At 68.0% G+C, this 12,440-nt stretch carries 13 protein-coding genes; 5 read left to right on the top strand and 8 right to left on the bottom strand.

Features of this window, described 5'->3' with window-relative positions; translation table 11 throughout:
* Positions 1-13: 13 nt before the first annotated feature.
* From JOE30_RS03210 to JOE30_RS03190, 5 genes are all read right to left on the bottom strand, one after another.
* The gene (locus JOE30_RS03210) at positions 14-451 is read right to left on the bottom strand and encodes a GNAT family N-acetyltransferase (RefSeq protein ID WP_204869365.1); all 438 of its coding nucleotides are present in this window, start codon (positions 449-451) and stop codon (positions 14-16) included.
* 7 nt (positions 452-458) lie between these two features.
* Positions 459-1,709, bottom strand: a complete 1,251-nt coding sequence (locus JOE30_RS03205; RefSeq protein ID WP_204869364.1) for a dihydrolipoamide acetyltransferase family protein — start codon at positions 1,707-1,709, stop codon at positions 459-461.
* A gap of 148 nt (positions 1,710-1,857) precedes the next feature.
* Complete coding sequence (locus JOE30_RS03200; RefSeq protein ID WP_204869363.1) at positions 1,858-2,700, bottom strand: SGNH/GDSL hydrolase family protein; 843 nt, start codon at positions 2,698-2,700, stop codon at positions 1,858-1,860.
* Between the two features lie 10 nt (positions 2,701-2,710).
* The gene (locus tag JOE30_RS03195; protein ID WP_204870862.1) at positions 2,711-3,514 is read right to left on the bottom strand and encodes a hypothetical protein; all 804 of its coding nucleotides are present in this window, start codon (positions 3,512-3,514) and stop codon (positions 2,711-2,713) included.
* Positions 3,511-4,596 carry a PLP-dependent cysteine synthase family protein gene (locus JOE30_RS03190; RefSeq protein ID WP_204869362.1) on the bottom strand — a complete coding sequence of 362 codons (1,086 nt, stop codon included), beginning with the start codon at positions 4,594-4,596 and terminating at the stop codon, positions 3,511-3,513. Before JOE30_RS03190 ends, JOE30_RS03195 begins: the two co-directional genes overlap by 4 nt.
* 90 nt (positions 4,597-4,686) lie before the next feature.
* Between JOE30_RS03190 and JOE30_RS03185 the strand changes: the two genes are divergently transcribed.
* Positions 4,687-5,727, top strand: a complete 1,041-nt coding sequence (locus JOE30_RS03185; RefSeq protein ID WP_204869361.1) for a type III polyketide synthase — start codon at positions 4,687-4,689, stop codon at positions 5,725-5,727.
* Here JOE30_RS03185 and JOE30_RS03180 read toward each other — a convergent pair whose 3' ends face one another.
* Complete coding sequence (locus JOE30_RS03180; protein ID WP_204869360.1) at positions 5,728-7,365, bottom strand: AMP-binding protein; 1,638 nt, start codon at positions 7,363-7,365, stop codon at positions 5,728-5,730.
* 144 nt (positions 7,366-7,509) lie between these two features.
* On the opposite strand from JOE30_RS03180, the gene JOE30_RS03175 reads away from it, so the two are divergent.
* Complete coding sequence (locus JOE30_RS03175) at positions 7,510-8,748, top strand: APC family permease (RefSeq protein WP_204869359.1); 1,239 nt, start codon at positions 7,510-7,512, stop codon at positions 8,746-8,748.
* Between the two features lie 2 nt (positions 8,749-8,750).
* On the opposite strand, the gene JOE30_RS03170 is transcribed toward JOE30_RS03175, so the two are convergent.
* Positions 8,751-9,119: an Lsr2 family protein gene (locus tag JOE30_RS03170; RefSeq protein ID WP_204870736.1), complete on the bottom strand. Its 369-nt coding sequence runs from the start codon at positions 9,117-9,119 to the stop codon at positions 8,751-8,753.
* Positions 9,120-9,410: 291 nt separating this feature from the next.
* Here JOE30_RS03170 and JOE30_RS03165 point away from each other — a divergent pair, with 291 nt between their 5' ends.
* Together JOE30_RS03165 and JOE30_RS03160 are read left to right on the top strand one after the other, a co-directional pair.
* Entirely contained in the window at positions 9,411-10,403 is a 993-nt protein-coding gene (locus JOE30_RS03165) for an LLM class flavin-dependent oxidoreductase (protein WP_204869358.1), read from the top strand.
* A gap of 116 nt (positions 10,404-10,519) precedes the next feature.
* On the top strand, positions 10,520-10,936 hold the full coding sequence (locus JOE30_RS03160) for a VOC family protein (RefSeq protein WP_204870735.1): 417 nt from the start codon (positions 10,520-10,522) through the stop codon (positions 10,934-10,936).
* A 21-nt stretch (positions 10,937-10,957) separates the two neighbouring features.
* On the opposite strand, the gene JOE30_RS03155 is transcribed toward JOE30_RS03160, so the two are convergent.
* Positions 10,958-11,938 (bottom strand): sigma-70 family RNA polymerase sigma factor, encoded by a 981-nt coding sequence (locus JOE30_RS03155; protein ID WP_204869357.1) that lies wholly within the window; start codon positions 11,936-11,938, stop codon positions 10,958-10,960.
* Positions 11,939-12,029: 91 nt separating this feature from the next.
* On the opposite strand from JOE30_RS03155, the gene JOE30_RS03150 reads away from it, so the two are divergent.
* Positions 12,030-12,440 carry a DoxX family protein gene (locus JOE30_RS03150; protein ID WP_204869356.1) on the top strand — a complete coding sequence of 137 codons (411 nt, stop codon included), beginning with the start codon at positions 12,030-12,032 and terminating at the stop codon, positions 12,438-12,440.

Genomic DNA, 12,440 nt, shown 5'->3' with positions numbered 1-12,440 from the left:
TGTCCTCCTGGTGTCAGGAACGGGTCAGCAGCATCGGCAGGTGGTCTATTCCTGCCTCCAGATAGTTCGGCCCGGTGCGCACGAAGCCGAAGCGCCCGTACCACTCCTCCAGGTAGGCCTGGGCGGAGATCGCGACGTCGGTGCCCGCGAACTCGATCGCCGCCCGCACCAGGTCGGCCGCCAGCCCGCGTCCGCGCGCCGCCGACGCCGTGGCGACGCGGCCGATGTGGGCCGGCACCTCGTCCTGCAGCACCCGCAGTGTCGCGAGCACGTCGCCGTTCGGCTCCTCCGACCAGAACAACGTGGTCGTGGGTTCGAGATCGCGCCCGTCGATCTCCTGCTCGCCGACGATGCCCTGCTCGTGGATGAACACCTCGGTGCGCAACTGCAGGATGCGGTACAGCGCAACGGGATCGACGTCTCGAACGGTGGCGTGGTGGATGCTTGTCACCGCACCACTATCCCAGGGCCGCGAACCCCACCGGATCCGAGAGCAGGGTCGCGACGGTGGACAGGAACTTCGAGCCCTGTTCGCCGTCGACGAGCCGGTGGTCGAACGACAAGCTGAGCGTCGTGACGTGCCGCAGGGCGATCTCCCCGCGGTACTCCCACGGCTGCCGCCGGACGGCCCCGAAGCACAGGATGGCGGCTTCGCCGGGCGTGAGGATCGGTGTGCCCGAATCGATGCCGAACACGCCGATGTTGGTGATCGTGATGGTCCCGTCGGCCAGCTCCGCCGGGCCGGTCTTCCCCTCCTTGGCGACGGCGGTGAGCGCGGACAGCGACGAGCACAGGTCGCGGAATCCGAGGGTCTGCGCGTTCTTGATGTTGGGAACCATCAGCCCGCGCGGTGTCGCCGCGGCGATACCGAGGTTCACGTACTTCTTGGTGACGATCTCGTTCGCCGCCTCGTCCCACGACGAGTTGAGACTCGGGTGCTCCCGGACGGCGATGAGCAGCGCCTTCGCGACGAGAGCGAGCGGCGTCACGCGGACGCCGGCCAGCAGTGGGCTCGCCTTCAGCTCGTCGAGCAACTCCATCATCGGCGTGACGTCGACGGTGACGAACTCGGTGACGTGCGGCGCGGTGAACGCACTGCGCACCATGGCCTCGGCAGTGTGCTTGCGGACGCCCTTGATCGGCGTGCGCTCCTCGTCCGCGTGCGGCGCGGAGGAGACGGCCAGGTCGTCGCGGGTCACGTTGCCGTGCGGCCCCGTCGGGGCCACGGTCGCGAGATCGATACCGCGTTCGCGCGCTTCCTTGCGTACCGGCGGGGCGGCCAGGGGCCGACGACTCGACGTCTCCTCCGCGACGCCGTAGCCGACGAGGACGGGCGTCCGCGTCGGCGCGGCCTCTGCCTTCTCGGTCTCCACCGTCTCGACCGCCGGCTCGGGACGCGCGTCGGCTGCCGCCTCGTCGGCGGTGTCGGTCGAGGCCGGACCGGTCGGGTCGGCCGTCGCCGGACCCGCCACCTCGATGTCGAGGAACGGTGCGCCCACGTCGATGGTGGTGCCCTCCTCGGCGTGCCGCGCCACGACCACCCCGGCGTAGGGAGACGGTAGTTCGACGGACGCCTTCGCGGTCTCGACCTCGGCGATGGTCTGGTTGAGCGTGATGGTGTCGCCGACGTCGACCGACCAGGTGAGCAGCTCGGCATCGGCGAGCCCCTCGCCGAGGTCCGGCAGCAGGAATGTCTTGACCGTGGACATGGCGGATGCTCCTCGTGAGTGCACTCGTGAACGCTGTGTGTCAGGTCACACAATCACCGCACCGCACAGTGCGCAAGAGACGGCCGAGTGAGTGAGCACGATGACCAACGGCAGCGGTCGAGCGAGGCAGTCGGTCGTGCACCGTGCGTCAGCGCAGTGCGGTCACGATCTCGCGCGCGGTGTTCTCGTGACTCGCCGCCGTGGGGTGCAGGGGCACCACCGCGTCGGGGGACGTCGGCACCGCGCCGACCATCCAGCTGTCGGCCGCACACACGTCGTGGTCGCGGGTGGTCGGTGCGAGGTCGACGAACGTGGCGTCGTGCGCGGCGGCGGCGCGACTCATCACCGAGTTGAGCTGATCGATGCGGGCCTGCAGGTAGGTCGCGTCCGCGGGCCGCACGGGTTGCGAGTCGAGGCAGCCGCCGGGCCGGATGCCGGTGGGATACCCGACCATCACCACCCTCGCGGCCGGCGCCCGGCGGGCGATCTCGTCGAGGATCGTGTCGTACGTCGTGGCAAATGCCTCGATACGGTCGCTGTAGGCGTCCGGACGATCGGAGCACGACGGCGTCAGGGGGGCCGGGACCAGGCTGATGCACCCCGCCGCGAGTTGAACCAGCTGGATGTCGTTGCCGCCGATGCCCAGGGTGACGAGCGTGGTGTCCGGACCGAGCGCGTCGAACTGCGGTGCGGCGACTCCGCCGCCGAGCCCGGTCTGCGGTCCCGCGAGGTTCTCGCTCTCCGCAGCGCCGCACGTCACGTCGCGCACCGTGTCGATGCCGAGTTCGCGAGCGACGAGCGTGGGGTAGTTCACCGCGGACCGGCCGCAGATGCCGGAGGGTGTCTGTGGTGCGATACCGCTTCCGGCGGAGAACGAATCCCCCAGCGCGACATAGGCACCGGGTGCAGTCGCGGCGGCCGCGGGAGTCGCGGACAGAGTGCTCGCGGCGGCGGCTGCCATCACTGCGACGACGACTCGGCGTGTCGACATGCGCGCAGTCCTAGTCGGCGTCGTTCGTCGCTTCCGACTCCGCGACGTCGGGCGCGTTCTCCCGCGTCGCCATACCGCCGGCACCACCGTGATCGGCGGGTCCGGGACGGCCGCCCTTGGGCTCGTCGGTGGAGTCGTTCGTCGTCGTCTTGTCGGCCATGGACTCAGCGTAAACGGCCGTGGCGCCGCCGGACGTCGACAGGTCGGGACCGGGTACGCGCATCCCCACCGCCGCCAGTTCGAGCGCCGCGAGCGAGCGGACCACGGCGGGGTCGCCCGCGCGCCACGCACCGGCGGGATCGGGATGGATGTGTGTCAGTTCCGTCAGCGGTCGCCGGGCGAGTGCACGCAGCGCGAAGAGGTCGAGGTCGGCACCGGACCGGAGAAGCGCCGCCGCGGCGGTGGCCTGCCGGGCGAAGCGGATCCGCCGCGGGAGCCACAGGAGCAGCAGCGCGACGATGGGGAGCAGGGCGACGGTGACACCGAGGAACGTCGCCAGCGCCTCGACCGCGGCGACCTGCGCCTCACCCGCGCCGCGCAGTGCGGCCCCGGCGTCGCCGGCCCGGTCGAACGGTGTGCGGACGTCGTCACCGATGAGTGGGACGGAGGACACCCGTTCGCCCGCGGACCGCAGGTTGTTCTCCAGTCCGCTTCCGGCGTCGGCGATCTCGCGTCCGGGCGCCGCCAATGCCATCACCGCGTCGTGCAGCGCCAGGCCTACCCGGACCCACACCACGGTCCACACCGCGACCACCACGTCGGCGACCACCTGGCGAGTCCGGCGGGCGGGCAGCTCCGAGTAGAGAGTCATCACACCGACTCCGACCAGACGCCCGTCGCGAGGAAGTGGTCGATGCAGGCGCGGTGTGCGTCGGGGTGCATGCCGCGGCTCGTCACCCAGGCGTCGTCGTAGTAGGTGCCCTCGTAGCGCTCTCCCCCGTCGCACAGCAGCGTGACGATGCTGCCCTGCTCTCCGCGAGCCTTCATGTCCGCTGCCAACCGGAACGCACCGACGAGGTTGGTGCCGGTCGATCCACCGGCGTGCAGACCCGTCACCTCGTCGAGCATGCGGACGGCCGCCACCGAGGCGGCGTCGGGAATCTGCATCATGTGCTCGATGACGGCGGGGACGAAGGACGGCTCGACGCGGGGCCGACCGATTCCCTCGATGCGCGATCCGCTGCCGACGGCGTCGCGGGTGTCGTCGCGCCACGCCTCGAAGAACGCGGATCCCTCGGGGTCGACGACACACACCCGGGTGGGCACGCGGCGGTAGCGGCAGTACCGGCCGATGGTCGCGCTGGTGCCACCGGTGCCGGCGCCGACCACCACCCAGGTGGGGACCGGGAACCGTTCGAGGGCCATCTGATCGAAGATGGAGGCGGCGATGCTGTTGTTGCCGCGCCAGTCGGTGACCACCGAGGCGTTGGTGAACTGGTCGAGATACAGCCAGTCCTTCTGCGCGCCCAGTTCTTCCGCGACGTCGTACACGGCGCCCGAGTGCTCGACGAGGCGGCAGATGCCGCCGTAGCGCTCGATCAGCGCGATCTTCGTCGGGCTGGTGGTGGCCGGCATGACCGCGACGAACTCGAGGCCGATGAGCCGGGCGAAGTATGCCTCCGACACGGCGGTCGACCCGGACGACGCCTCGACGAGCGTGGTGCGGGGCCCGATGTCGCCGTTGGCCAGGCCGAAGAGGAACAGTGACCGCGCCAGCCGATGCTTGAGCGATCCGGTGGGGTGGACCGACTCGTCCTTGAGGTAGAGATCGATGCCCCACTCGGCCGGCAGTGGGAAGGGATGCAGGTGCGTGTCCGCGCTGCGGTTCGCGTCGGCCTCGACGATGCGCAGCGCGTTCTCCACCCAGGAACGGTCCTCGATTCTCATGACGGCCATTCTGTCCGACGCGCGGACCCGCTCGGTGGTTGACTGCGGTGGTCAGGGGGAACTCGACCTGTCGAGCCCACACCTTCACGAGAGGCACCTGTGACGACCGCATACATCAATGCCATCTCGACCGCCGTTCCCGAGCACGACGTCCACGACGATTTCGTCGCCTACGCCGACAGCACCTTCACGCTGCGGCGCAAACAATTGTTGTTCCGCAGAATGGCCGACCGGGCGCAGATCTCCCACCGGTGGTCCGCGTTCCCGTCCATCGCCAGTTTCTACGGGGACGATCCCAACGCCGTCGACACACAGGCACGGATGCAGGAGTTCGAGCGCGCCGCTCCCGGACTCGCCGTTCGTGCCGTCGACGGGCTCGGCCTCGGCGACGCGGCAGCCGACATCACCCATCTCATCGTCCTGACGTGCACCGGGTTCTACACTCCGGGAATCGATTTCGAGATCATGAAGCAGTGCGGCGTACCCACCACGGCGGAACGCACCCAGGTCGGTTTCATGGGTTGCTTCGCCGGCATCAACGGTCTCAAGCTCGCCCACCACATCGTGCGCTCCGAGCCTGCCGCGAAGGTGCTCGTGGTCAGCGTCGAACTGTGCTCGCTGCACATGCAGCAGACCGACGATCTCGAGACGATGCTGTCGTTCCTGGTGTTCGGCGACGGCGCTGCGGCCGTGCTGGTCACCGCCGAGTCCACCGGCCTGGCCATGGACTCCTTCCAGGCACTCATGATCGAGGACTCCCGCGACCTCATCACCTGGCGCATCGGCGGCATGGGGTTCGACATGGTGTTGTCCGGCAAGGTGCCGGGCTCGTTGTCACGCGCGCTGGACGAGACCACGATGAAGACGGTGCTCTCGGGAGCGGAGACGTCGTCGATCGACCTGTGGGCCGTGCATCCCGGTGGTCGCTCGATCCTCGACGCGGTGGAGGGCGCGCTGCACCTCGACGCGGACGCTCTGACGTCCTCGCGCCACGTGCTCGAGAACTACGGCAACATGTCGTCGGCCACCGTGCTGTTCGTGCTCGCCGACATGCTCGAACGGGGTGACACCGGATCGGGATGCGCGATGGCGTTCGGCCCCGGACTCACCGCCGAGACCATGCTGTTCCACGCGGCCTGATCAATCCCGCCCGTTCGATCGACCCAGCAGTCGCGTCGCGTCCTCGCGTAGTTCGATCTTGCGGATCTTGCCCGTGACGGTCATGGGGAAGGCATCCATGACACGCAGGTAGCGCGGAATCTTGTATCGCGCGATGCGGCCGTCGCAGTAGGCCCGGAGGTCGTCGACGGTCATGGCCGCGGCGCCCTCACGCAGACGGACGCAGGCCATCAGTTCCTCGCCGTACTTGTCGTCGGGCACACCGATCACCTGGGCGTCCAGGATGTCGGGGTGCGAGTACAGGAATTCCTCGATCTCACGGGGGTAGATGTTCTCGCCGCCGCGGATCACCATGTCCTTGATGCGCCCGGTGATGGCGACGTAGCCGTCGTCGTCCATGGTGCCGATGTCGCCGGTGTGCATCCAGTGCTCGGAATCGAGTGCCTCGGCGGTCTTCTCGGGGTCGTCCCAGTATCCGAGCATGACCGAGTAACCGCGTGTGCACAGTTCGCCGGGCTCTCCGCGGGGAACCGTCTCCCCGCTCACCGGCTCGACGATCTTCACCTCGAGATGCGGTCCGACGCGTCCGACCGTGGACACGCGCTGCTCGATCGTGTCGTCGGAGCGGGTCTGCAGTGACACCGGAGACGTCTCGGTCATCCCGTAACAGATGGACACCTCCGCCATTCCCATGACGTCGATGACCTGCTTCATCACCTCGGTGGGACAGGGTGATCCGGCCATGATGCCGGTTCGCAGCGAACGGAGATCGTGCTGCGCCAGGTCGGGGACGGCCAGTTCCGCGATGAACATGGTGGGGACTCCGTAGAGCGAGGTGCACCGCTCGGCGGAGACCGCGGCCAGCGTCGCTGCCGGATCGAACGACGGTCCCGGGATCACCATGGTCGAGCCGTGCGAGGTGCAGGCGAGGTTTCCCATCACCATCCCGAAGCAGTGATAGAACGGCACGGGAATGCAGACACTGTCCGCCTCCGTGTAATGGCACAGCTCGCCGACGAAGTAGCCGTTGTTCAGGATGTTGCGGTGGCTCAGCGTGGCGCCCTTGGGGAATCCCGTGGTGCCGGAGGTGTACTGGATGTTGATGGCGTCGTCGGGGCCGAGTTCGGCACTGCGCCGGTCGAGTTCGTCGATGTCGACGGACGCACCACCGGCGACGAGATCGGTCCAGTCGTCGGTACCGATGTACACGACGTGGGCCAGATCGGTGCACTCGCCGCGTACGGCGTCGATCATCGAGGCGTAGTCCGAGGTGCCGTGCGCCCGGACCGCCACCAGCATGGTGGCGCCGGACTGGCCCAGCACGTACTGCAGCTCGTGCGCACGATAGGCAGGGTTGATGGTCACCAGCACCGCGCCGATCTTCGCGGTGGCGTACTGGACGATGGTCCACTCCGGGCAGTTCGGTGCCCAGATCCCCACGCGATCCCCGCGACGGATTCCGCGAGCGAGCAGCCCGCGAGCGAGATCGTGGACGTCGGAACGCAACTCGTCGTACGTCCAGCGGCGACCGGACGCGACGTCCACGAGGGCGTCCGACGACCCCACCCGCGCGGCGGTGCGATCGAAGTTCTGTCCGATCGTCTCGTCGAGCAGCGGTGTGTCGGTCGGGCCGGACGAGTAGGAAGTCTGCGGTGACAAAGTCGCTCCTCGAGGCTCGGGTACCTCCGCGACGCTAATCCATGGGATGGCCGCCTGTCTGCGGTTTCCCCGATTTCGGTTAATCGCGATTCATCGAAGTGGTCGTCCCGTTCGGTGTTCGCCGGGGGCCCCTATGCTTCGTCGATGCCGCTGCAACGACGACTGACCACTCGCGACGCCGTCGTCATCGGCGTGGGATCGATGGTGGGCGCCGGAGTGTTCTCCGCCTTCGGCCCGGCCGCGGCGGCCGCGGGTGGCGGGCTGCTGGTCGGGCTCGCCGTCGCCGCCGTCGTGGCGTTCTGCAACGCCACCTCGACTGCCCAGCTCGCCGCAGTGCACCCCACGTCCGGCGGCGCCTACGCCTACGGGCGCGCGCGACTCGGTGACAGATGGGGCTTCCTTGCGGGCTGGAGCTTCGTGGTCGGCAAGACCGCGAGTTGCGCCGCGATGGCCCTGACGTTCGGCGCGTACGCGTGGCCCGAGCATGCGCGGGCGCTCGCGGTGATCGCGGTGCTGGCGCTGGCAGCCGTCAACTGCCTGGGTATCACCCGCACCGCATCGGTCACGCGCGTGCTCGTGGCGGTCGTGCTGGTCGTGCTCGTCGCGGCACTGATCGTCGGTGCGACCGGATCGTCCACCGTGTCGGGCGCCGGGTTCTCGGCGAGCTCGGGTCCGGCGGGCGTTCTGCAGTCCGCGGGAATCCTGTTCTTCGCCTTCGCGGGGTACGCGCGCATCGCGACGCTCGGCGAGGAGGTGCGGGACCCGGCGCGCACCATCCCGCGCGCCGTGATCGGCGCCCTCGCGTGCGCGGTGGTGATCTACGCGGCCGTCGCAGTGATGCTGCTGCACGTCCTCGGGGCGGATGCACTCGCGCGGTCGACGGCTCCGGTGGCCGCGGCGATGGACGCCGTCGGGGCACACTGGGCGGGCCCGGTGGTGCGCGTCGGGGCGTCGGCCGCGGCTCTCGGGGCCTTGCTGGGACTGATCGCGGGCGTCGGCCGCACCACGATGGCGATGGCGCGGGAGGGGGACATGCCGCGGTACCTCGCACGCGTCGACGATGTCCGCTCGGTTCCGCGCGCAGCGGAGATCACCGTGGCAGCCGTGGTGGTGGTCGTGGTTCTCATGTTCGACGTCCGGAACGCGATCGGATTCTCGTCGTTCGGAGTTCTCGTCTATTACGCCGTGGCCAATGCGGCGGCATTCACGCAGACCGGTTCCGATCGCCGGTGGCCGCGGGCACTGCAGATCCTCGGGCTCTGCGGCTGCGTCCTCCTCGCGGTCACACTGCCCGCGGCGGCGGTGGTGGTCGGAATCGCGGTCCTGTCGGCAGGGTCGGCGGGACGGTGGATGCTGCAGCGCCGGCGCGCACTGCAGCCCTGACATCACTGGGCGGAGTTGTACGCCTCTTCGACATCGGCCGGAATGCGTCCGCGGCTCGAGACCGTGTACCCGTTCTGATTCGCCCACTCGCGAATGGCCTTGGTCTGCAGCGGATCTCGCGGAGACGAACCGACCTGCGTCGCGGTTCCGGTCGCTTTCTTCGCCGTGGCATTCTTGCCACGCGACGACACCTTGGTGGCGTGCTCGGTCCAGTAATCGAGCTGCTTGCGAAACTCCTTGGCATTCTTCACGCCGAGATCGATCTCGTACTCCACACCGTCGACCGAGAAACCGATGGTCTCCCCTTTACCCGATTTGATGGGAGCGCCGTCGATATCGTCGACCAATTCCACGAAGACCTGTTTCGCCATGACGCTGTGGTTCCTTTCGATGATGAGTTCCCCGACCGAACCGAACATGGATTCACCGAGCCGTCGTCGACTCGTCGTCCCGACCACCATGGCGGTTCTTCCGTCAGAGTTTATCCATCCCGACGCCCGATTAGCGAGTCACCGCCAATTCCGGTTCGATGTCGTGCACTCGCGCCGGCTCTCGATACCGCGCGGTCCGGTCGTTCGAGGTCACGCGGCTCGGGAAATATTCTCCGCCGGGCAGGCGTTTGCACTTCAGAAGTCTTCTTTTTCTCGAAAGGGTGAACGCTCGTGGCCGTACCACTGTCCGTACTCGATCTCGCACAGGTCGGCGAGGGTGAAACTCCTCGAAGCAGTTTCGATGCCAGTGTCGCGTTGGCCCGCCTCGCGGAGGAGAGTGGATATCGGCGAGTCTGGTACGCGGAGCACCACAACATGCCCTCCATCGCGTCCTCGGCGACGTCGGTCCTCATCGCACACGTGGCTGCGCACACCTCGTCCATTCGTCTCGGATCGGGCGGCGTGATGTTGCCGAACCATTCTCCGCTGACCATTGCCGAGCAATTCGGAACGCTGGCCACGCTCCATCCGGACCGTATCGATCTCGGTCTCGGCAGGGCACCGGGATCCGATCAGACCACCATGCGTGCGCTGCGCCGTGACCCGTCGTCGGCCGATTCCTTCCCGCAGGATGTTCTCGAACTCCAGGGCTACCTGTCGGGATCGAGTCGGGTTCCGGGAGTGCAGGCAGTGCCGGGCGCGGGAACCGATGTGCCGCTCTACATTCTGGGGTCCTCGCTCTTCGGTGCTCAGCTCGCCGCGCATCTCGGCCTTCCGTATGCCAATGCGTCGCACTTCTCCCCCGACTCGCTCGAAGAGGCCGTGGCCGTCTATCGGGACACGTTCCAGCCGTCCGCACAGCTCGCGGAGCCGTACGTCATCGCCGCCGTCAACGCGACGGTCGCACCGACGTCCGCTCGCGCGCACGAGCTGTTCACGGCCGGTCTGCGTCGCCGGGTGGTGCAGATGGTGGGACGTGGCCGTTCCTTCTCCGAGGAGGAGGTCGACATGATCATGGACTCGCCCGCGGGCCGACAGATTCAGGGAATGGTGAAGTACTCGGCCGTCGGAACGCCGGCGGAGGCGTCGGACTACATTGATCGTTTCGCCGCGCACGCGCAGGCGGACGAGGTCATCGTGGCCAGCGGCATCGACGACACCGACGAGCGACTGCTCTCCTACCGCCTTCTCGCCGAGCAGCACCTGCACGCCACCGCGGCCTGACGCCGCACGACCGACACCGCCCGCGCGATGACTTTTCCGCTCGGGCGGTGTCAGTAGTGGTGAGTGGCCCTGATGCCGGGGCCGACGACACCACACCAGGAGACACCATGTCCGGCATGATCTTCGTCAACACCTTCGTCCAGGACGTCGCCGCGAGCCGCGCGTTCTTCACGTCGCTGGGATTCTCTTTCAACGACACCTTCAGCGACGAGAACACCGCGTGTCTGATCATCAACGAGCAGGCCGTCGTGATGCTGTTGGCAGTCCCACGCTTCAAGGACTTCATCCGCGACGACGTCGCGGACCTCTCCACCGCGCGCGAGATGCTGCTGGCGGTGTCGGCCGACAGCAAGGAGGCCGTCGACGCCATGGCCGACGCGGCGCTCGCCGCGGGAGGCAGTGACTGGATGGATCCGCAGGACCACGGCTTCATGTACGGGCGGTCGTTCCGCGACCTCGACGGTCACGTGTGGGAAGTGACCTGGATGGACCCGGCCGTCGCTTCGGGCGAGGCCACGCCTCCCGACATGTGAGCCGCGGCAGGTGACCCGGGCTCAGCCCGGGTACACCGGAGGCAGGCCGAACCGATCGAACAGCGTGAGATCGAAGAAGCACGCCACATGCGCGACGCGGGAGTCGATGATCTCGAGGACGTGCAACTGGAACGGGCGGTGCACCCCGTCCTCGCCGAGCATGTAGAGGCCGAAGGCCGGTTGCCCGTTGGCGGTGGTCGCCACCATCCGCATCGACTCGGGGCCGGTCGCGGGGCACTTCGTCGAGATGAGGGCGCCGATGTCGGCCGGGCCCCGGTACCACCCGGTGAACGGCGGCATCTCCCAGACGGCCTCTGCGGCGAAGAGTTTCACGATGCCGTCGATGTCGTACGTCTCGAATCCCTCGACGTAGCGTCGCAACAACTCTCGCGTCTCCGGTGACTCCGGCTCGGACACGGAGTTCTCGTCGGGCATGATCGCCTCGATCTGGCCACGCGCACGTTGCAGCAGGCTGTTGACCGCAGCGGTGGAGGTGCCGAGAAGCTCGGCCACCTCGGACGCCTTCCACTGCAACACCTCTCGGAGTACGAGGACGGCTCGCTGTCGGGCGGACAGATGCTGCAACGCGGCCACGAACGCGAGTCGCACCGATTCACGCGAGCCGATCAGCGATGCCGGGTCGTCGTCCACCGGATCGCCGAACGGCGGCGCCGGCTCGAGCCACGCGATCTCGTGGCGCTCGACCAGCTCGTCCGACGGATCGGACGACGGGGTACCCAGCCCCGACGGCATCGGTCGGCGCTTGCGGCCCTCGAGCGAGGTGAGGCAGGTGTTCGTCGCGATGCGGTAGAGCCACGTGCGCAGCGACGAGTCACCCTTGAAGTTCGCGTACCCCTTCCACCCTCGGACGAGGGTGTCCTGCACCAGATCCTCCGCGTCGTGGATGGATCCGGTCATGCGGTAACAGTGCGCGAGGAGCTCGCGGCGGTACGGTTCCGCGAGAGTCATGAAGTCGTTGCCGAGCTCCTGCGTCGCAGTCATGCGAGGAGGATAGTCCTCGCAGGGACGACTCGCCGAGGAAAATTTCGGGGCTTCGTGATGAGTTTCCCCGGCGCACGCGGTCGACAGTCACATGACCACACACCTCACCCGCGCCACCACCACCGCGCCGTCCCGCGGAGCCGTTCGAGCAGGATGGATCATCAGCGCACTGGTGGTCGTCTTCATGCTGTTCGACGCCGTGATCCACCTGCTGAACCTCGACGTCGTGAAGGACGCGTCCGCCGAACTCGGCCTTCCTGTCGACATGGCCCCGAAGATCGGCGTCATCTGCCTCGTGATCGTGATCCTGTACGTGATCCCGCGGATGGCACCGCTGGGTGCCGTCCTGCTGACCGGCTACCTCGGCGGAGCGGTGATCACGAACTGGCGCACCGACCAGCCGCTCGTCAGCACCGTGTTCTTCGCGATCTACGTCGGCATCGCCGCGTGGCTCGGACTCTGGCTGCGTGATGGCCGAGTCCGAGCCCTGCTCGCAGCCTGA

This window comes from Rhodococcus sp. PvP016, assembly GCF_017832185.1.
Classification (GTDB): domain Bacteria; phylum Actinomycetota; class Actinomycetes; order Mycobacteriales; family Mycobacteriaceae; genus Rhodococcoides.
The sequence above is the reverse complement of the archived record's forward strand: the minus strand, read 5'-3'. Positions and strand labels throughout refer to the sequence as shown.

Bases quoted from the DNA above. Each gene is read 5' to 3' on its own strand.
- JOE30_RS03155 (WP_204869357.1), bottom strand. From the start codon at position 11,938: ATGACTGCGACGCAGGAGCTCGGCAACGACTTCATGACTCTCGCGGAA.
- JOE30_RS03205 (WP_204869364.1), bottom strand. From the start codon at position 1,709: ATGTCCACGGTCAAGACATTCCTGCTGCCGGACCTCGGCGAGGGGCTC.
- JOE30_RS03170 (WP_204870736.1), bottom strand. From the start codon at position 9,119: ATGGCGAAACAGGTCTTCGTGGAATTGGTCGACGATATCGACGGCGCT.
- JOE30_RS03160 (WP_204870735.1), top strand. From the start codon at position 10,520: ATGATCTTCGTCAACACCTTCGTCCAGGACGTCGCCGCGAGCCGCGCG.
- JOE30_RS03175 (WP_204869359.1), top strand. From the start codon at position 7,510: ATGCCGCTGCAACGACGACTGACCACTCGCGACGCCGTCGTCATCGGC.
- JOE30_RS03190 (WP_204869362.1), bottom strand. From the start codon at position 4,596: ATGGCCGTCATGAGAATCGAGGACCGTTCCTGGGTGGAGAACGCGCTG.
- JOE30_RS03200 (WP_204869363.1), bottom strand. From the start codon at position 2,700: ATGTCGACACGCCGAGTCGTCGTCGCAGTGATGGCAGCCGCCGCCGCG.
- JOE30_RS03150 (WP_204869356.1), top strand. From the start codon at position 12,030: ATGACCACACACCTCACCCGCGCCACCACCACCGCGCCGTCCCGCGGA.